The organism is Pseudomonas sp. stari2, from assembly GCF_040760005.1.
Classification (GTDB): domain Bacteria; phylum Pseudomonadota; class Gammaproteobacteria; order Pseudomonadales; family Pseudomonadaceae; genus Aquipseudomonas.
Genome location: NZ_CP099760.1, coordinates 3,969,894 through 3,987,484 on the forward strand (window position 1 = coordinate 3,969,894; position 17,591 = coordinate 3,987,484).

Consider the following 17,591-nt stretch of genomic DNA (forward strand, 5'->3'; position numbering starts at 1 on the left):
AGGGATTTGAACAAAACATCCTAGTCGGCATTTTTCCATATGCACGACCGGTCGGCAGTGCGGTAAAGTGCCGCCCCATGAAACTCACACGTTCCGATCGCTCACTGCTGGCCTGGATGCTCTATTGCTGCGTCCTGTTCAATGTGTTCGCCTGCAGCATCGGTCACGGACAAATGGTCGGCATGCAGCTCAACGGTACTGGTGGCCAGTTCTGCACCGTCGACCCGAGCACCCAGGCGCCACTCGCGTCCAATCCCACTGAAGAAAAATTGCCGACCCTGGCCAAAGCCTTTGGCTGCCCGCTGTGCTCTACCGGCGGCATGGGCCCGGCGTTCAACTCCAGTCTGACCCTGGCGATCCTGCCGGAACAACACAGCCCACCGCTGCCGGTCATCGTCAGCGCCGACCTCCCTGCCCGGTTCACCTGGCCTTCGGCCAATCCCCGCGCCCCGCCGCTCGCCTGAGTGTCTTTACCTTTTTGATTTGTCAGCCCACTGCGCCAGCGCGCGGCGTTCGCCTGTGCGCTGACTCCTAGACAAGCATTCAGGATTCAATCAATGAAACAACTTACCTTGCTGGCGAGCCTGTGCGGCTGCCTGTCCGTCAACGCCTGGGCACAATCCACGGTGGATCTGGCGCCGATCACCATTGACGGCGAATCCGCCGCCGAACCGGGACTGAGCCTCGACCAGCCCAGCGGCATGGCCTCGCGCCTCGGCTTGAGCATACGCGACACCCCGGCCTCGGTGGCCATCGCCAATCGCAATGACATCGAACGCCACGGTGCGCAGAACTTCCAGGACGCCGCCAACACCCTGCCCGGCGTCAACGCCAGTGCCCCGCCGGGCTTCGGCGGTTTCGTCTCCTATCGCGGTTTCACCAGCAGCCAGATCACTCAGATGTTCAATGGCGTCAACGTCTCCGGCGGACTGGCGCGGCCAGTGGATTCGTGGATTTATGACCGGGTGGAACTGGTCGGCGGCCCGTCGTCGCTGATCAATGGCGCAGGCTCGGTGGGCGGCTCGCTGAACTACGTGACCAAACTGGCCACTCGCGACGAGCAAGTCGCCGAGGGCCGGGTCAGCTACGGCACCTATGACACTACCGAAACCGCGTTCGGCCTCAACCACGCTCTGAGCCAGCCCGGCGCCGACGTGCAGCATTACACGCGTCTCGACGTCAGCCACAACACCAGCAACGGCTACATCGACCGTCAGGAGCGCGATGCCTGGAGCATGGCGTTCTCGCTGCTCAGCGACCTGACGCCGAACCTGTCGCACACTCTGGCCCTGGAATATCAGGACGAACACGAAGACAGCCCGTACTGGGGCACCCCGGTGCTCAACCCCAAGGCTGGCGAGTTGAAAATCGACCGGCACAACCGCTTCAACAACTACAACGTTGAGAACGGTCGCTACGAGCAACGGACGATCTGGGTGCGCTCGATCATCGATTACCGGATCAACGACAGCACGACCCTGCGCAACACGCTCTATCACCTCGACAGCCAGCGTGATTACCGCAACCTGGAAACCTACCAGTACAACGCTGACAACAGCGCGGTGAATCGCTCCACGGCCTATCAGGTCCGGCACCAGGGTGAGCAGGACGGCAACCAGTTCGAGTTACGCCATGACAGCACGCTGTTCGGCCTCGCCACCACTTGGTCCGGCGGCTTCGAATACAAGGTCAACCAGACCACCAATTCGCCGCTTAACGTCAAAGGCGCGAGCACCGTGGACCCGAACAATTATCGTCCGGGGCACTTCTATGACATTCCGGGCACGAAGCCCGGCTTTGTCAGCGACAAGACCAACGAGGTCACCACCAAGGCCCTGTTCGCCGAGAACCGCCTGGCGTTGACCGACAAGCTTTCGTTGCTCACCGGCCTGCGCTACGACGACATTGATCTGGACGTGACCAACCATCGCACGGTGACGGCGAGCAACCCGCGCCATCTCAAGCGCAGCTGGGAACCGGTCACCGGGCGCGTCGGCCTGACGTATCAATTCATTCCGGCAGCCAATGTCTACGTGCAATACAGCACCGCCGCCGAACAACCCGGTGGTACTCAGGACTTCGATGTTTCAACGGGCAAGCAATGGGAAATCGGCAGCAAATTCGACTACCTGAACGGCCGTGGTTCGGCGACGGTGGCCGCCTACACCATTGAGCGGAAAGACTTTGCCATCACTGATCCGCTGGACCCGACCAACAGCATTCCAGTCGGCCAGCAGACGTCCAAAGGCATCGAGATTGCCAGCTCACTACGGATTACCGACAAGCTGCTGGCCGAGGGCAACGTCGCCTGGGTCGATGCGCAATACGACGAGTTCAACGAGAAGAACGCTGCCGGCGTGGTGGTTTCACGCAAGGGCAACACGCCGACCAACGTGCCGGACCGGGTCGGCAATCTGTGGTTGACTTATGACTTCTCCCCACAGTGGCAAGGCGGGGTTGATGCGCGGTATGTGGCGTCGGTGTATGCAGACAATGCCAACACCATGACCGTGCCGTCATACACCTTGTTCGGGAGTTTCCTCAGCTACAAGGTCGATTCGCACACCACCGTCACTGGCCGCGTGCGTAACCTGACGAACGAGGTGTATGCCGAATTCGCCCATGTGTCGCCGGCGTATTACTTGGGCACGCCGCGCACCTTTGAACTGGCGGTACAGACCCGATTCTGATTCACCCTGGCGAGGGAGCACGCTCCCTCACTACAAACCTGCCTGAACCTTGTCTGCTACATCCTTCGGCAACCATGCCTGCCAAACATCCGGATGGGCCTTCATGAACGCCTCCGCCGCTTCCCGTGGCGGGGTGTGTTTCTCGCTCATTTCGGCCAGTGCCTTGTTCAGATCCTCGATCGGAAAATCGACTTTGCTGAAGAACGCCGCGATCTGTGGGTATTGCTTCTGGAATGGCGTAGATACCCCGATCGATAGCTTCGAAGCCAGTGAACGGGTCGGTTTCGGATTGGGATTGTCGGCGTCCGTCAGGGTCTTCCAGGCCTCGGCGTCGAACGGCGGCTCTTCCAGCTGTACCAGTTTGAACTTGCCGAGCAACGGCGTCGGCGACCAGTAATAGAACAGTACCGGTTTGCCCCGGCGGATCGACGAACTGATTTCGGCATCCAGCGCCGCGCCGGAGCCGCTGCGAAAATTGGTGAAGTCATCCTGCAGCCCATAAGCCGTGAGCTTCTGCTTGTTCACCACTTCCGAGGTCCAGCCGATCGGGCTGTTGAGGAACCGCCCCTTGCTCGGGGTTTCCGGATCCTTGAATACGTCCTTGTACTTCTTCAGGTCACTGACGCTACGCAGGTCCGGTGCCAGCGGCTTGATGCCTTTGGCGGCATCGCCCTTGATCACGTACTCCGGCACCCACCAGCCTTCGGTGGCACCCTTGACCGTATCGCCCAGGCTGGCGACCTTGCCTTCAGCCTCGGCCTTGACCCACACCGGACTTCGCCCGGCCCACTCCTCACCGATAACCTGAATGTCATTGTTGGCCAGCGCGGTTTCCAGGGTAATGGTGGTGCCTGGCAACGTGTCCGTCGGCAGGCCGTAACCCTTCTCGACGATGATCCGCAGGACATCGGTGATCAGGCTGCCGCTTTCCCAGTTCAGGTCCGCGAAGTGAATCGGGGTCTGTGCCGCATTGGCCGCCGGCACCGCAGCTATCAAGCCCATTGTGGCCAGCCCTGCGGCCAGCCACCGTCGAAATCCGTTCATGCTTTGCACCTCGTGCTGTTCACAGCAATAGCAGGATGGCCTGACAGAAGACCGCCAGCCTCTGAATACTCAGTCAACTGACTGTAGACGAGGTTCCTGCTTTTTCAGGGGCATCACACGGACGAGGCTACTTTTCAGACATTTCCTTCAAGCGTTGAAGCTCGCGTCTGACCATGCTGGCGTATTCAGCAGGCTGCAAAGCGTAGATCTGCGAGGCGACCCAACCGAGCCAGGCACCCTTCAATTCGGCCTTTGCATCGAACAGGCGCCGGGCTTCGTCGCGGGCGCTGTCGAGGTTCTGCAGATGGAAATCGGCGCGACTCACAGCTGTCACTCGCTGGCCTTGAAGGTCACCAGCTCGCCCTTGCGCCATTTGGCGGCTTTGGCGGTGACGGCTTTCAGGGTCTTGGTCAGGCCTTCCTGCAATTGCTCATTGGCAGCGAACACGGTGACCGCGCTGTGACCTTCCTTGAACACGATGGCATGGCCGTCGGCCGTGCTGACGAAGGCATAGTCGCCCAGTCCGTACACGGTCATCTTGATCTCGCGAAAACGGATATCCATCTTGCCGCCTTCACGGCTGGGCAGTACCGAAGCGCTGAAATGATCGCCGACCTTGAGCTTGAGGCCGGGCTTGTCGTCGACCACCAATGCGCTTTCGGTGTCGATTTCGGCAACGTAAATGCCTTCGGCGTTTTGCTCGGTGATGTAAACAAAACGCGATTGAAACTGCTTGACCAGCTTTGCCCGCAAATCACCCAGCACGAACAAAGCATGCATATCGAGGTTACTGACTGCCAAAGAAACATCCCCACACTTGAAAGAGTGCCGCACGCGAAAAACGCGCACGACGTTAAAAACGGCCAGGCCGATGATGTTGCGTAATGACTCGAATAAAAGCCTGAACGAGCCAAGTGCTCATTCAACGCGAGGTTCACAAGACTACTGGAATGCCACTCGCGAAACCTGCAAAGACGTTCTCCAAATGTTGAAGGAAAACGCCTCACGGTCGGCCAGAGAAAACTGACTACGAACTTTAGGGAAAAAACCCACCAAGAAAAGCACTTTTCCGACATATCGCACGCAAAAAATTGCTTTAGATAACGTCATGCCGTCAACAGGTGTTGGCGATTCTAGAGCAGCGACGCCGCTCACGACTACCCGCAACCGTCTGTAAATGCGGGTCAATCCATGAAAAGGACTTCATATGTGCACTTTGACGCATTTTGCCGTGAATCACGAACCCGTCTTTGCCTTGAACACTCCAGTGTTCGAGACTGATCCTACAATCGATCCTTGTGGACGGGAGCCGTTGTTTCAGGTGGTCCCGGCGGGCAACAGCTTTTTCCATATCAGGGAAAAGTCGACGGGGCTTGTCAGAGGTTTCCGCGAAGATCATAACGCCGCCTGCGCCCTCGCCCGTTCTCTGGAATCGCGAATCGAACTCCTGACCAGCGAGCACCTCAGATAAAGAGAGTGATCGATCCCGCCATCCTTCAAGGAGTACACCATGGAACTGCCTGCCTACAACCTGACAACCCTGTTCGATCAATTGGGGCTGCCTTCGGAGGAAGCGGCGATTGACGATTTCATCGAAGCCCATCCGCTGGAAGCCGATACCAAGTTGATCGACGCCGACTTCTGGAGCCCGCAACAAGCGCAGTTGCTCAAGGAATGGCTGCGTGCCGATGGCGAAGAAGCGGTGATGGTCGACGAGCTGAATGTGCGCCTGCACCGGGGCAAATGATTTCGATCAGTGCAGGCTGTTCTCTGGTCTGGCGTCCAACTGCGCGAGCCACGCCGCCCTGCACTCCTCGGCTTCATCGCGACTGGCGAAAGCGGTGCCGCGCTGCTCGCCATTGAGCAGCACCACCCAGCAGACACTTTGCCCCATCGCGCGCAGTCCGGCGGGTACACCACTGCCGATCATCACCGCGACATCGACTCTGCATTGCATGCTGACCTCCCAACTTCATTAGCAACCTAACTATGTAGGCATGTTAATGAAGTGGATCAAGAGGAAACAGCAACGCCGCTGCACAGCTTAATTGCAGTTCCGGCAACAATGCCTCAGCGCGGCTTCTCCGGTTTGTAGCCCAGACGCAATCCACCCCAGTGGCGACCCTTGACGATGATCGGCACCGACAGGTCGTGCATCAGCTCGCCGGTATCGCGGGTGTAGGTCTGCAACAGCACCGGTTGCTGATGACTGCCGCAACGGATGCCAGTGCGGTCAGCGAATTTGCGTTTGGTGCGATTGTTGAGGGTATCGACCTGCACATCCCCGGTCAGCGGCTGGCTGAACACCTGATTGTGGGTCGGCACATAACCTTGCTGCGTGCAGGCGATGGCGAACACCAGGCCTTCGTGGCGCGGCAGTAACGGCTCCTGAATCGCCGGCAGCACCTGATCGGTGTAGCGGTCAAAACGAGTCTGGAACTTGGCAGGCTGGGTGTTCGGGATGGGCTGATACTGGCGGTCAAACAAATCTTCCAGACTGATCCGCCCCTGCTCGATATCGGCCTCGAAGCGCGCGGCAATCTGGCTCGCACCTTCGCGGGCCAGGTCGTAGATGCGCTGGTGATAGTCATCCAGACCGACTTCGGCCAGGCGCTCGCTGATGGTTTCCGCCTGTCCCTCCATCTGCACCGCCGCCTCGGCCAGGCGCCGGGTCTGCTGATCGCTGATCGCCAGATCGCTGCGCATCTGCTCGATGGCGGTGAACAGGCTGTCAAGCTGTTCGCGGTTGGTCTCGGCACCCCGGGCGATTTCGCCGACCTGGGTTTCAACCCCGGCAGCCAAGCGCGCGATGTTTTCCAGGTGCTGCCCGGTGTGTTCGACCTGCTCGACACCAGTGTGCAAATCGTCGGAGAGCTGGCGGATCTGCTCCACCACCTGCGCCGTGCGTTGCTGAATGTCGGCGACCATCTCACCCACTTCGCCAGTGGCCGTCGCGGTGCGAGCCGCGAGGCCGCGCACCTCATCCGCCACCACCGCAAAACCGCGACCGTGTTCGCCGGCCCGGGCCGCTTCAATGGCGGCGTTCAATGCAAGTAGGTTGGTCTGGCTGGCGATGGACTGAATGACCAGCGTCACGCGCTGGATGTCATCGCTGCGCTGGCTCAAGGCTTCGATCAATTCGCGGCTGGCATTGGCACGCTGGCTGAGTTGATGCATGCGCGAGATCGAATCCACCAGTTCGGTGCGCCCCGCCGCGCTGCTGTAATGGGCTTCGCTGGCAGCACCCAATGCTTCACGACTGAGCTGCGAAGTGGCCTGCTCAGTGGCGATCATGACTTCTGCGTTGTTGACGATCTGAGCGGCAGCATCGAGTTGCGATTGCAGTTTTCCGGCCAGTTCCTTGACGGAAAACGCCACACCGGCAGCTGACAGCGCGTTATGACTGGTGGTGTAGGAAAGGTCGCGAGTCAGCTCGGACATCGCGTTGCTGCTATCGACCGGCTGCGCATCGGGGACCGCACGGGAGCGCAGGCGCGGCAGCCAGACAATCAGCACCGCCAGCGGCATACCCACGTATAACGGCCATTCGCCGAAGGTCATCCCGGCCAGCAAAAGCATCAGGGCGATGCTCTGCAAGGTCGGCGTCAGCCAGCGATTCTTCGGCAAAACAACTGGTGCAGGCAGAGCCGCAACCAGAGATCCATCTCTCGTCATTTTGTTACCCCACGCTTGTTCTCATTGTTGTGACTGCATTAAACGCCACTACAAGGCCATTATCCATGGTCCGTTAGTCGTGGGTCTGTGGCAGGTCAATGGAACGGTGCGGGTGTTTCCGGCAGACGAGAAAAAGCAAAGATCGCAGCCTTCTGCCGCTTTGAACAAAAGCTGCAGAAGGCTGCGATCTTTTCGCGACGACCCGCATTGAAGGGGTCGCCTCAGGAATCAGGCCTGACGCTGGTGCTTGTCGATCTGCTCGTGACGCTCTTGAGCTTCGATGCAGTACTTGGTGGTCGGGCTGATCAGCAGGCGTTTCAGGCCGATAGGCTCGCCGCTGTCGTCGCACCAGCCAAAGCTGTCTTCCTTGATACGCTCAAGGGCTTGTTCCAGTTGAGGCAGCATGCGCTGGTCGCGATCGATCGCGTTTACCAGCCAAGTGCGCTCTTCTTCCACCGAGGCGGCGTCCGCCGGGTCAGCCGGAGTGTCCAGGCTCTCGATGGCAATACGGTTCTGCTCAATGCGCTCGTGGGTTTCGACTTTCATGTTCTGCAACAGCTCACTGAAGAAAGCGTGTTGCTCGGCATTCATGTAGTCATCTGCCGGCATGGCCAGCAACTTGTCCTTTGTCATTGATATCTCTATAAAAAAACGTGCATTAAGGCGAATTAGGGAGCGTTCCGGCGAACCGCCTGCGGTCATCGGAAAGGCATCGTTTATTGCAAACGCCACCCGGCACTCAATTTACGAAGGGGCGGCAGTCTAAGGCCCGTTTGAGGCCTCAGCAACTGTAAATACCGGGAATTTGTCCGACAAGGCTCGGAAACTGCTCTGACACAAGCTTCACAGCGCTCATCGGAGTGCGTTTATAGCAAGAAATTCAGTCGAGCGGCTGTATATAGAAGACAAACGGTGGACGAGCGGCGCTTTGTCGCAATTCGTTACGGTCGGTCACCGCAAAACCCACCCCATCGCAAAGACTGACAAATCCCCCCAACCTCAGCTACGTTATGCCCTCTCCCCGGTTTGACTTGAAGGAACGCGTCATGAAACTGATCGGCATGCTGGACTCCCCTTACGTGCGCCGCGTGGCGATCTCCGCCAAGTGCCTGGGGATCGAACTGGAACACGATCCGGTGTCGGTGTTCCGTCACTTCGAGCGCTTCCAGCAGATCAATCCGGTGGTCAAGGCGCCGACTCTGGTGCTCGATGACGGCGAAGTGCTGATCGACTCGACCCTGATCCTCGACTACCTCGAAGCCCTGATCGGCAAAACCCTGCTGCCCGCCGACCTGTCGCAACGGGTAAAAGCCCTGCGCCTGATCGGTCTCGGCCTCGCCGCCTGCGAAAAAGCCGTGCAGCTTTACTACGAGCGCAACCTGCGCCCGGCCGACATTCAATATCAACCATGGGTCGAACGCGTCGAAGGCCAACTCGCCGCCGCCTTTACCGCCCTCGAACACGAACTCGAAAAACACCCGCTGCCCACCGACGGCCCGCTCCAACAGGACGGCATCACCCTCGCCGTCGCCTGGAGCTTCACCGGCCTCGTCGTCCCCGACCAAATCGACGCGGAGCGCTTCCCGCGCATCGCCCAATACACCGAGTACGCCGAAAGCACCCAGGCGTTCATCAGCACACCGATGACCTGACCATGAGCGCCACTGAAACCGCCGCCCCGGCCCTGAAAGAAATCTTCAACGCCGAGCGCCTGCAACATATCGCCACAGAAATGAGCGCCGTGTACCCGGCGTTCAAGGCCAAGGCCTTTCTCAAGCACGCCAACGACGGCCTAGCCGACCTTTCGGTCATGCAACGCATGGCCCGCGTCAGCGAAAGCCTGCACGCCGTGCTGCCACTGGACTACGCCGATTCCCTCGACGTACTACGCGAACTCGCTCCACGCCTGAACAGCGGCTTCGTCAGCATGTGCCTGCCGCACTACGTCGCGAGCTACGGCGCGCACGCGTTCGACACTTCAATGGAAGCCCTGAAGTATTTCACCACCTTCGGCTCTTCCGAATTCGCCATCCGCCACTTCCTGCGCAACGACCTGGAACGCTCGCTGGAACTGATGCACGACTGGGCACGAGACGAAAACCACCACGTCCGCCGCCTCGCCAGCGAAGGCAGCCGCCCTCGCCTCCCATGGTCGTTTCGCCTGGAGCCGGTGCAGGCAAACCCGCACCTGGCCGCAGGGATTCTTGACCGGTTGAAGGCGGATGAGAGTTTGTACGTGCGCAAGTCCGTGGCGAATCATTTGAATGACGTGACCAAGGAGCATCCGGAGTGGGTGCTGGATACGGTTGAGGGATGGGCGCTGGAGAACAAGCACACGGCTTGGATTGCCAAACATGCGTTGCGGAGTTTGATCAAACAGGGCGTTATGCGGGCTCTCACTGTTATTGGTGCGGGGGCCAAGGCTGAGGTTGAGTTGCTGGATGTGAAGGTGGAGCCGGCAGTTGTGCGGCTTGGTGAGACGATCACTCTGTCGTTTACGGTTCGGTCGTTGGTGCCGGTGGAACAGCGGTTGGTGATTGATTACGCGATTGACTATGTGAAGGCGAATGGCGGGACTTCGACCAAGGTTTTCAAGTTGAAGACGTTGATGTTTGCGGGTTTTGGGAGTGAGCTAGTGTCGCGCAGGCAAGTGATCAAGGACTTCACCACGCGCAAGCACTATGCGGGGGAGCATGCGGTGCATGTGATGGTTAATGGGGAGCGGTTGGGGAGTACTGCCGTTAACATTCTCACTTCATAGTTATAAAAGACAGTTTCGCCCTTTTGGCTCGGAATTGAGTTTATGCGTTGAGTTCCTGATCCAGCACCTGAATCACAACCAACCTCACAACAAGCGCTGGTGCGCACTCGCCACGCAAGTCACGCACCAGGCCCATCTGCACAGTTACCACTGGCCGCTTGCGAGACAGCCGACGATTTCCCAACCGCTGTATTCCCACCAGGAATATCGATCATCGGAGCAACTTCTGGCCAGACTGGCCATGTGGATTTCACCCGCTGTTTGTTGGGTACCGAAAGGCGTGCCAACAGAAGCTGTTATTTGATTGACAGTTTGAGGAGCCTTAATGGTGATCGGATGTACAGAAGCATTCGCAACGGTGGCGGTGAAAGCGAGCGTTGCGGATACGGCCAGAGCAGTGATGGACTTTTTCATTTTCGAATCCTTTCAGTTATCTGACATGCGTCTTGTGCATTGGCCTGACCTGCCTTAATCAATAATCTGAACAGATCGGGCGCTCGTAAAAAGCCTACCACCGCGCTGCCGGCTGCACAGTCGCTCAACTGTGCTATTGACAAGCTGATGGAGTGAGGGGAGAGATCTTTTTGAACGCTCACGACTCGGGCAACGCGTCGGGTTCTTTTCCTGTCTATCACCCTGCGCGCAATGGTGGCGCCACGCCATGAATGATAAGGTTCAGCCTCAAAATCACGGACGACACCTCGTGCACAAACGATCTCTTGCTGCAGCAGCAATAACCTTCACCATCAGTCTTTCCGCTCTCGCCTCTCCTGTGCCGCAGGAAGAGCTCGAAGAGTGCCAACGAATAGAAAACTCGGCCAAACAGGTCATGAAAAGCAGGCAGCAAGGCGCGCCCATGGATTCGGTGTGGGAACTGGCCGAAGCGGCAGCCAAGCAGAACGAGTATGTGGGTGAGTTGTTCAAGACGCTGATTCGCGAGGCGTACGCGATTCCTCAGTACTCAAGCGAGAGCTTGCAGCAGAAAGCGATCAGCGATTTCCATTCCAATTTCTACAAGGCTTGCATCGTGACGGCGGAAAAGCGAGCAGGCGCCAACGGCTGAGCTCATCGAACAAAAAAAGGGAGCAGATTCAGGTAATGAATCTGCTCCCTTTTCCTTGAGGGCAGCCTCTACGCTTTCAGTTCTACCTTATCCAGCGCCTGATTCACGGCCAACCCCGCGACCATGACCACTTGCGCGATGCCCAAAGCAGTCTTGCGATGTGCAGGCTCAAGGATGGCGGCGAAGTTGCTGAGCATTTCGCTAGCGGAATCGAGGGATTCGCTGGCGTTGGCCAACAGCGATTCGCTGTTGTAGGCGGGGTTGGCCAGGAACATGGGGTCGTGTGTGGTGTGGCTGCCCATGATGCGTTGTTGCGGGGTCAGGTAATGGTCGAGGGCGCGTTCTGCGGCTTCGTTCAAGATTCGGGAATCGGGAAATTTGTAGGGTGAGACCGGATCAGTTTCTGGCGGATTCGGTGTTGGTTTGATCATGGTGAAACTCCTGATTTTGATTAGGAGCTACCAGCATCACTTGCAGATGATGGGTGGCAGCCAAGTGCGGGTCTGCAAGACCGGGAAACCAGGCACCCGGCAGACCCGAAGGTCTCCCGCACAAAGCCGCCATTGGGCGGACACAAACGAGCGTCCTTTTGGCAGGGCTGTGCGACTGGTTTTTCCGGCGGGCTTGCAGACCCGATCACTGATGGGCAGTGACGGGAATCAAGTTACGGAGGGAGCGCCAGACGCACAAGCCGGCGGATTCTGTCTTAGGTGTAGGGCGTGGCGCAAGGCGTTGTGGGCATCGGGATGTGACGAAAGACCTCGAATAAACAGGCCACGTATTCCGTGTTTAATGCCTGACAAAAAACTGTTTCGCAGTCCGACGGGACTACGTAAATCAGCTCGTCAGCTTTCATCCAGACACCGCCAGTCCCCTGTGTCTAAAAAACCGGCCACCCGGCATAATCCGCGCAATTTTCTCCATCAACCCAAGTCCGACCGTCATGCCTGAAGAGTTCGAAGTCCCCAGTCCTCACGAGCAACACGTTGAACACACCACCCATCATGCCCACGCAAAAGGTGATCGCTTTGCCAGCAAGATCGCGGTCATGACGGCGATCATGGCGACGGTCGGCGCCTTGATGAGTTATCAGGCCGGTTCGACGGAGAGTGAAGCGGCCATGGACAAAAACAACGCCGCCATCCAGAAAACCGAAGCCGCCAACGAGTGGAACTACTACCAGGCCAAGTCCAGTCGGCAGAACCTGTCGGAACTGGCCAGCCATCTTCCGGGACTTGATTCCGCTCATTACGTTGCCGAGGCTCGGCGCTATGCGGAGCAGAAAGAGGAAGCCCGCAAAAAGGCGGAAACTCTGGAGCAACAGGCGCGAGAGTGGGACGAGAAGTCAGAGCAGGTTTTGCACCAGCATCACCGCTGGGCCCAGGCCATGACAGCCATTCAAATCGCCATTTCACTGGCGGCCATCACCCTGCTGACGCGCAAGGAGTGGCTCAGGCGCGTCTCGTTTGGCGCGGCGGGCTTGGGGGTCATGCTGGGCTCGCTGGCCTGGTTGCATATCTGAATGAGGTAGAAACCGCTGAAGCCGACGAAAAAAGGAACAGATTCAGTGCATGAATCTGTTCCTTTTCGCTTGGGAACGGCCCCAGCCCCTTCGGTTCCACGTTCTCCAATGCCTGCTTCACCGCCAATGCCCCTGACATCATTCTCGGCGCGGTCTTGCGGCGGGCAGGTGCCAGAATGGCGACCTTCCAGGGATTGACTCGAACGGGCCTACTGCGAATTGCTGCGCCCCGGCAACATCCGCACCAAGGTGTTATCCCGCACCCAGTAGTGGTGAAAAAGCCCCGCCGCCGCATGCAGACCGATCAGCCAGTAGCCGGTGCTGCCCAGCAGTTCATGCCAGTATTTGAGTCGTTTGGCAAAGTCCGGATCGATAGCCACCGGAGCCGGGAGATGGAAGCCGAAGTACGGAAACGGTTTGTCGGCAGCGGCGAGCATCAGCCAGGCCAGTACCGGAGTGACGATCATCAGTACGTACAACGCCAGGTGCATCAGGTGTGATATGCCGGTCTGCCAGGCTGGCGGCTTGGGGGTGATCGGCGGCTGCGGCGTCAGGCGCCCGAGCAGGCGAATCCATACCAGGGCGAAGATACCCGCACCAAATGCGCCATGCAGGCCCATCAGCAGACCTCGGGCTTCACTGCCTTTAGGCATAAAACCTTTGATTTCAACACAGGCATACACGCCGACGAACAGCGCCAGCATCAGCCAGTGAAGCGTGATTGATAGTTTTCCATAACGGGTTACGGTGTTGTCGCGGGTCATAAGAAGCGCCTCGTGATTGTCGTGGGCGACGGTCGATTCGTTCGACTGTCTCGATCTTGTTGCCGGGCAAACCGACGGTGCCACCCTGCCTGCCCAGTCTTAAGGCAGTCTGAAGATAGACTGCTCGTTAACTTTTTTTCACCTTCAGACTTCGTTAAGAAATGGTTTGGATACTTCCCTCGAACCTAATGAGGGAGGTGTTAAGCCCATGCCCGATTCCGTCTGGAACATTCCCCTGCCCCTGCACTTCGGCCAGGCCGAAACCCCGCCGATGACATTGAACGGCGCCTTGCCGGACGATGCGCTGCGAGAGACGTTCGAAGCCTTCATCCAGCATCGGTTCCGCAAGGCCTATGGCGCCGATATCCGGCACTTCATGCCCGAGCTGTTCGGTGTTCACACCGGCGATGGCGAGTTGTGCGCGGTGGCCGGGGTACGCCGCGCCCATCTTGAACCGCTGTTTCTGGAGCGTTATCTGGACGAGCCTATCGAACCTTTGATCAGTGCCTCTGCCGGTCGACCGGTGGAGCGCCGCGACATTGTCGAAGTCGGCAACCTCGCCTCCAGCGATACCGGCAGCGCGCGTATGAGCATCATCGCCATCACCTATCTGCTGGCCATGGGTGGCCTGGAATGGGTGACCTTCACCGGCAATGTCGGGCTAGTCAACAGCTTCCATCGTCTGGGCCTCAAACCCGTGACATTGTGCGCCGCGGATCCGGAACGCCTGGGTGACGAGCGTCAACACTGGGGCAGTTATTACGAAAGCAAGCCCTGGGTGCATGTCGGCAATATCCGCGCAGGCTTCTTTCATTTACGCAATATCGGCCTTTTTACCCGGCTTGGACTGCAGACCTCGCTGGAAGGAGCCTGCCATGTCGCTTGAACGGCAACAATTCCAGGAAACCCTGCGCAGCCATGCCGGGCGCAACGACAACACTATCGCGCTGTGGGGTGACAACCTGAAGCTCGATTACACGACGCTGTACAGCGAAGTGATGTATCGCCAGCAACGTCTGCGCGATGAGCACGTGACGGTCATTGCGCTGGCATTGGAAAACGGGGTCCAGGCAATGCTCTGGGATCTGGCGGTGCTGTTCGAAGGTTTGACGTGCGTGACTCTGCCACCGTTTTTCAGCCCGGCACAACGCGCCCATTGCCTGTTGCAAAGCAAGGCTGAATGGGTGATCGCGGGGCCGGAGCAGGAGCGAGAGTTAAGCGCCGCGGGGTATGAACAACACGGCGAGTTCTGGCACCGCCGCTTCAGCGGTCCCAGTGGGGTGCTCGCCGGCACCGCCAAACTGACATTTACCTCCGGCACCACTGGCACCCCGAAAGGCGTGTGTCTGAGCGCGGACAGCCTGCTTCGGGTAGCGCGCGAACTCGATCAGGCCAGCAAACCCAACGCACCGCGCCATCACCTGGCGTTGTTGCCGTTGGCGATTCTGCTGGAAAACCTCGGTTGCTACGCCGCGTTGTATGCCGGCGCGACACTGAGTGTGCCAAGCCAGAAGACCCTGGGCATCCAGGGGGCGAGCAGTGTCGACCTGCCGCGCCTGCTTGGCTGTCTGGCCAGTCGGGCACCCGAAAGCCTGATTCTGGTGCCGCAACTGTTGTTGCTGTTGGTCAGTGCCGCCGAACAGAAAGTCTTCGATCCGCAATCCCTGCGTTTTGCTGCGGTCGGTGGTGCGCGGGTTTGCGAAGATCTGTTGCACCGAGCCCAACGAGTGGGCCTGCCCGTGTACGAGGGTTACGGATTGTCCGAGTGCGCCTCGGTGGTCTGCCTCAATCGTCCCGGGGCGCGCCGTCCGGGAAGCGTCGGGCACCCTCTGCCCCATGTGGAGGTGCGCCTGGCCGAAGACGGAGAGGTACTGGTCAAGGGGGCGACCCTGCTCGGTTATCTCGGTGAGCCGGCCTGCACCGAGCAATGGTGGCCGAGCGGTGATCTGGGTGAATTCGACCCGGAAGGTTTTCTCTATCTCAAGGGTCGCAAGAAGCATCAGTTCGTCACCAGTTTCGGGCGCAACGTCAACCCGGAATGGGTCGAATCGGAACTGACCCAACGCCGTCACATCGCTCAGGCCTTCGTCTACGGCGAAGCCATGCCACATAACCACGCCTTGCTCTGGCCACACAGCCCGGCGTGTACCGATGCGCAACTGGCGGCCGATGTCGCCGCCACCAACGAGACCTTGCCCGACTATGCCCAGGTGCACCACTGGACACGCCTGACGCACCCCTTCACTTCGGCCAACGGTCTGCTCACCGCCAATGGTCGCCCACGCCGTGACGCCATTGTTTCGCTGTACCAGGCGCAACTGACTGAATTCGCCAAATCTCGGGAGTCCGCATCATGAGTTTTTTCGACACCCTGCAAGAAGCCACACACGAGGAGCGTCACGCGCTGTTCAACCTGCCGATCATCCTCGACGCCCTGCAGGGCAAGGTCAGCCTTGAGAGCTACCGGGCATTTCTTGCCCAGGCCTACTACCACGTACGCCACACCGTACCGCTGATGATGGCGTGCGGCGCTCGCCTACCGACGCACCTTGAATGGCTGCGCAAAGCGGTGTGCGAATACATCGAGGACGAATATGGTCATGAACAGTGGGTACTCGACGATATCGAAGCCTGTGGCGGCGACCGGGAGGCTGTGCGTGACGGGCAGCCATCACTGCCGATCGAGTTGATGGTCAGCTTCCTTTACGATCTGATCGCTCGGGGTAACCCGGTGGGTCTGTTCGGTATGGTCAATGTGCTGGAAGGCACCAGCATCGCCCTGGCCACCCATGCGGCCGGCAGTATCCGCGAGCGCCTGGGGTTGCCGGAAACCGCTTTCAGTTATCTCAGTTCTCACGGCGCACTCGACATCGAGCACATGCAAACCTATCGGCACCTGATGAATCAGTTGCAGGATCCCGCCGACCAGGCCGCGGTGATCCACGCCTCAAAAGTCGTCTATCACCTCTATGCCGATATGTTCCGTGGCCTGCCCCGCGATGCGGAGGCCCATCATGCAGTTGCATGAAACCCGGGTGGTCCTGACCGGTGCCAGCGGCGGCATCGGCCTGGCCATCGCCGACGCCCTTTGCGCAGCCGGCGCGCAGGTACTGGCAGTCGCAAGGCATCAGGCAGTTTTGCAGCCATTGCTTGAGCGTTATCCGCAGAACCTGTGCTGGGTCGCCGCCGATCTGACGTTTCTGAGCGACCGGCGCAAGGTGCTGGCCGCCGCCGAGGCGATTGGCGGCCTCAACCTGCTGATCAACGCAGCCGGGATCAATCACTTCGCCATGCTCGAACAGCTCGACGACAGCGAAATCAACGCGATGCTGGCGGTGAACATCAGTGCGCCGATCTGCCTGACCAGACTGTTGCTGCCACTACTCAAGCAGGCTGATAGCGCGATGGTGGTCAATGTCGGCTCGACCTACGGTTCGATCGGCTACCCAGGCTACGCCAGTTACTGCGCAACCAAGTTCGCCTTGCGCGGATTTTCCGAAGCCTTGCGCCGCGAACTGGCAGACACCCGCGTCGGCGTGCTGTACGTCGCCCCCCGTGCCACCCGCACATCGATGAACAGTCTCGCGGCCCAAGCACTGAACGATGCGCTCAACGCCAGCGTCGACGACCCGCAAACCGTGGCCGCTGCAGTGGTGCATGCGATTGTCGGTGATCGACGCGACCTTTATCTGGGTTGGCCCGAGCGGTTTTTCGTGCGCCTGAACAGCCTGCTGCCCATTCTGGTGGATCGCGGTCTGCGCAAGCAGTTGCCATTGATCCGTCGCTTGAGTGAAAAAATCGACAGCGAGGCGCCAAAGCCATGAAACGACTCTTCGCGCCTATATTGCTGGGTGCCTCACACAGTCTGGGCACTGGACGCCGTCGATCAGCAGCGACAGCCTGTACTTCCGGGGCGATCATCTCTACCGTCAAAAACGCTACGCTGAAGCCAGGGCAGCGCTGCTCAAGGCCCGGCAGGCCGCTCCCCGTCCTGGCCGGGAAAGTGCCGATGCAGGGCGCTACAAAGAAATCGACGCGTTGCTGGTGGACGTGAACAAGAAACTCGAATGAC

Annotated in this window: 22 protein-coding genes; 13 read left to right on the forward strand and 9 right to left on the reverse strand. The window is 59.1% G+C overall.

All coding sequences use genetic code 11. The features are described 5' to 3' along the window. Window positions 1-77: 77 nt before the first annotated feature. Window positions 78-464, forward strand: coding sequence for a DUF2946 domain-containing protein (locus NH234_RS17990; protein ID WP_085731963.1), 387 nt, complete (start codon window positions 78-80; stop codon window positions 462-464). Between the two features lie 93 nt (window positions 465-557). Then, window positions 558-2,690, forward strand: coding sequence for a TonB-dependent receptor (locus tag NH234_RS17995; protein ID WP_367253666.1), 2,133 nt, complete (start codon window positions 558-560; stop codon window positions 2,688-2,690). Window positions 2,691-2,720: 30 nt separating this feature from the next. Here NH234_RS17995 and NH234_RS18000 read toward each other — a convergent pair whose 3' ends face one another. The 3 genes from NH234_RS18000 to NH234_RS18010 form a co-directional block, all read right to left on the reverse strand. Next, complete coding sequence (locus NH234_RS18000) at window positions 2,721-3,734, reverse strand: ABC transporter substrate-binding protein (RefSeq protein ID WP_367253668.1); 1,014 nt, start codon at window positions 3,732-3,734, stop codon at window positions 2,721-2,723. Between the two features lie 127 nt (window positions 3,735-3,861). Continuing rightward, the gene (locus NH234_RS18005) at window positions 3,862-4,059 is read right to left on the reverse strand and encodes a hypothetical protein (protein ID WP_085731966.1); all 198 of its coding nucleotides are present in this window, start codon (window positions 4,057-4,059) and stop codon (window positions 3,862-3,864) included. A 5-nt stretch (window positions 4,060-4,064) separates the two neighbouring features. Then, window positions 4,065-4,535, reverse strand: coding sequence for a hypothetical protein (locus tag NH234_RS18010; RefSeq protein WP_085711422.1), 471 nt, complete (start codon window positions 4,533-4,535; stop codon window positions 4,065-4,067). A gap of 406 nt (window positions 4,536-4,941) precedes the next feature. Here NH234_RS18010 and NH234_RS18015 point away from each other — a divergent pair, with 406 nt between their 5' ends. Both NH234_RS18015 and NH234_RS18020 read left to right on the forward strand, forming a co-directional pair. Beyond that, on the forward strand, window positions 4,942-5,205 hold the full coding sequence (locus NH234_RS18015; RefSeq protein WP_367253671.1) for a hypothetical protein: 264 nt from the start codon (window positions 4,942-4,944) through the stop codon (window positions 5,203-5,205). Between the two features lie 39 nt (window positions 5,206-5,244). Then, window positions 5,245-5,481, forward strand: a complete 237-nt coding sequence (locus NH234_RS18020; RefSeq protein WP_085687730.1) for a DUF2789 family protein — start codon at window positions 5,245-5,247, stop codon at window positions 5,479-5,481. A gap of 6 nt (window positions 5,482-5,487) precedes the next feature. Here the strand turns inward: NH234_RS18020 and NH234_RS18025 are convergent, their stop codons facing one another. From NH234_RS18025 to NH234_RS18035, 3 genes are all read right to left on the reverse strand, one after another. Further along, window positions 5,488-5,691 carry a hypothetical protein gene (locus tag NH234_RS18025; RefSeq protein ID WP_367253673.1) on the reverse strand — a complete coding sequence of 68 codons (204 nt, stop codon included), beginning with the start codon at window positions 5,689-5,691 and terminating at the stop codon, window positions 5,488-5,490. A 113-nt stretch (window positions 5,692-5,804) separates the two neighbouring features. Further along, entirely contained in the window at window positions 5,805-7,409 is a 1,605-nt protein-coding gene (locus tag NH234_RS18030; RefSeq protein ID WP_367253675.1) for a methyl-accepting chemotaxis protein, read from the reverse strand. 228 nt (window positions 7,410-7,637) lie between these two features. Further along, a complete protein-coding gene (locus NH234_RS18035; RefSeq protein ID WP_007935965.1) occupies window positions 7,638-8,042 on the reverse strand; it encodes a TraR/DksA C4-type zinc finger protein in 405 nt (134 codons plus the stop codon). Window positions 8,043-8,455: 413 nt separating this feature from the next. Here NH234_RS18035 and NH234_RS18040 point away from each other — a divergent pair, with 413 nt between their 5' ends. Continuing rightward, the gene (locus NH234_RS18040) at window positions 8,456-9,061 is read left to right on the forward strand and encodes a glutathione S-transferase (protein ID WP_085731970.1); all 606 of its coding nucleotides are present in this window, start codon (window positions 8,456-8,458) and stop codon (window positions 9,059-9,061) included. Window positions 9,062-9,063: 2 nt separating this feature from the next. Next, window positions 9,064-10,170 carry a DNA alkylation repair protein gene (locus NH234_RS18045; protein ID WP_367253678.1) on the forward strand — a complete coding sequence of 369 codons (1,107 nt, stop codon included), beginning with the start codon at window positions 9,064-9,066 and terminating at the stop codon, window positions 10,168-10,170. Between the two features lie 144 nt (window positions 10,171-10,314). Here NH234_RS18045 and NH234_RS18050 read toward each other — a convergent pair whose 3' ends face one another. After that, on the reverse strand, window positions 10,315-10,584 hold the full coding sequence (locus NH234_RS18050) for a hypothetical protein (RefSeq protein ID WP_085731972.1): 270 nt from the start codon (window positions 10,582-10,584) through the stop codon (window positions 10,315-10,317). Between the two features lie 247 nt (window positions 10,585-10,831). Between NH234_RS18050 and NH234_RS18055 the strand changes: the two genes are divergently transcribed. Next, entirely contained in the window at window positions 10,832-11,233 is a 402-nt protein-coding gene (locus NH234_RS18055) for a hypothetical protein (RefSeq protein WP_256576014.1), read from the forward strand. Between the two features lie 68 nt (window positions 11,234-11,301). Here NH234_RS18055 and NH234_RS18060 read toward each other — a convergent pair whose 3' ends face one another. Beyond that, complete coding sequence (locus NH234_RS18060) at window positions 11,302-11,664, reverse strand: hypothetical protein (RefSeq protein ID WP_367253680.1); 363 nt, start codon at window positions 11,662-11,664, stop codon at window positions 11,302-11,304. 512 nt (window positions 11,665-12,176) lie between these two features. On the opposite strand from NH234_RS18060, the gene NH234_RS18065 reads away from it, so the two are divergent. Further along, window positions 12,177-12,755 (forward strand): DUF4337 domain-containing protein, encoded by a 579-nt coding sequence (locus tag NH234_RS18065; RefSeq protein WP_085731974.1) that lies wholly within the window; start codon window positions 12,177-12,179, stop codon window positions 12,753-12,755. Between the two features lie 209 nt (window positions 12,756-12,964). On the opposite strand, the gene NH234_RS18070 is transcribed toward NH234_RS18065, so the two are convergent. Next, a complete protein-coding gene (locus NH234_RS18070) occupies window positions 12,965-13,519 on the reverse strand; it encodes a cytochrome b (protein ID WP_367253682.1) in 555 nt (184 codons plus the stop codon). Window positions 13,520-13,727: 208 nt separating this feature from the next. On the opposite strand from NH234_RS18070, the gene NH234_RS18075 reads away from it, so the two are divergent. The 5 genes from NH234_RS18075 to NH234_RS18095 are packed head-to-tail and all read left to right on the forward strand — an operon-like array spanning window position 13,728 to window position 17,590. Then, window positions 13,728-14,405, forward strand: coding sequence for a thermostable hemolysin (locus tag NH234_RS18075; RefSeq protein ID WP_367253684.1), 678 nt, complete (start codon window positions 13,728-13,730; stop codon window positions 14,403-14,405). Next, window positions 14,395-15,876 (forward strand): AMP-binding protein, encoded by a 1,482-nt coding sequence (locus NH234_RS18080; protein ID WP_367253686.1) that lies wholly within the window; start codon window positions 14,395-14,397, stop codon window positions 15,874-15,876. The genes NH234_RS18075 and NH234_RS18080 overlap by 11 nt, the downstream gene beginning before the upstream one ends. After that, entirely contained in the window at window positions 15,873-16,547 is a 675-nt protein-coding gene (locus tag NH234_RS18085) for a TenA family transcriptional regulator (protein WP_367253688.1), read from the forward strand. The genes NH234_RS18080 and NH234_RS18085 overlap by 4 nt, the downstream gene beginning before the upstream one ends. Then, on the forward strand, window positions 16,534-17,343 hold the full coding sequence (locus NH234_RS18090; RefSeq protein ID WP_367253690.1) for an SDR family oxidoreductase: 810 nt from the start codon (window positions 16,534-16,536) through the stop codon (window positions 17,341-17,343). The genes NH234_RS18085 and NH234_RS18090 overlap by 14 nt, the downstream gene beginning before the upstream one ends. Then, on the forward strand, window positions 17,309-17,590 hold the full coding sequence (locus NH234_RS18095) for a tetratricopeptide repeat protein (RefSeq protein ID WP_085731980.1): 282 nt from the start codon (window positions 17,309-17,311) through the stop codon (window positions 17,588-17,590). Before NH234_RS18090 ends, NH234_RS18095 begins: the two co-directional genes overlap by 35 nt. Window position 17,591 lies beyond the last annotated feature (1 nt).

Coding starts and splice junctions, on each gene's coding strand:
- NH234_RS17990 (WP_085731963.1), top strand. CDS start 78: ATGAAACTCACACGTTCCGATCGCTCACTGCTGGCCTGGATGCTCTAT.
- NH234_RS17995 (WP_367253666.1), top strand. CDS start 558: ATGAAACAACTTACCTTGCTGGCGAGCCTGTGCGGCTGCCTGTCCGTC.
- NH234_RS18000 (WP_367253668.1), bottom strand. CDS start 3,734: ATGAACGGATTTCGACGGTGGCTGGCCGCAGGGCTGGCCACAATGGGC.
- NH234_RS18015 (WP_367253671.1), top strand. CDS start 4,942: ATGTGCACTTTGACGCATTTTGCCGTGAATCACGAACCCGTCTTTGCC.
- NH234_RS18020 (WP_085687730.1), top strand. CDS start 5,245: ATGGAACTGCCTGCCTACAACCTGACAACCCTGTTCGATCAATTGGGG.
- NH234_RS18025 (WP_367253673.1), bottom strand. CDS start 5,691: ATGCAATGCAGAGTCGATGTCGCGGTGATGATCGGCAGTGGTGTACCC.
- NH234_RS18030 (WP_367253675.1), bottom strand. CDS start 7,409: ATGACGAGAGATGGATCTCTGGTTGCGGCTCTGCCTGCACCAGTTGTT.
- NH234_RS18035 (WP_007935965.1), bottom strand. CDS start 8,042: ATGACAAAGGACAAGTTGCTGGCCATGCCGGCAGATGACTACATGAAT.
- NH234_RS18040 (WP_085731970.1), top strand. CDS start 8,456: ATGAAACTGATCGGCATGCTGGACTCCCCTTACGTGCGCCGCGTGGCG.
- NH234_RS18045 (WP_367253678.1), top strand. CDS start 9,064: ATGAGCGCCACTGAAACCGCCGCCCCGGCCCTGAAAGAAATCTTCAAC.
- NH234_RS18050 (WP_085731972.1), bottom strand. CDS start 10,584: ATGAAAAAGTCCATCACTGCTCTGGCCGTATCCGCAACGCTCGCTTTC.
- NH234_RS18055 (WP_256576014.1), top strand. CDS start 10,832: ATGAATGATAAGGTTCAGCCTCAAAATCACGGACGACACCTCGTGCAC.
- NH234_RS18060 (WP_367253680.1), bottom strand. CDS start 11,664: ATGATCAAACCAACACCGAATCCGCCAGAAACTGATCCGGTCTCACCC.
- NH234_RS18065 (WP_085731974.1), top strand. CDS start 12,177: ATGCCTGAAGAGTTCGAAGTCCCCAGTCCTCACGAGCAACACGTTGAA.
- NH234_RS18070 (WP_367253682.1), bottom strand. CDS start 13,519: ATGACCCGCGACAACACCGTAACCCGTTATGGAAAACTATCAATCACG.
- NH234_RS18075 (WP_367253684.1), top strand. CDS start 13,728: ATGCCCGATTCCGTCTGGAACATTCCCCTGCCCCTGCACTTCGGCCAG.
- NH234_RS18080 (WP_367253686.1), top strand. CDS start 14,395: ATGTCGCTTGAACGGCAACAATTCCAGGAAACCCTGCGCAGCCATGCC.
- NH234_RS18085 (WP_367253688.1), top strand. CDS start 15,873: ATGAGTTTTTTCGACACCCTGCAAGAAGCCACACACGAGGAGCGTCAC.
- NH234_RS18090 (WP_367253690.1), top strand. CDS start 16,534: ATGCAGTTGCATGAAACCCGGGTGGTCCTGACCGGTGCCAGCGGCGGC.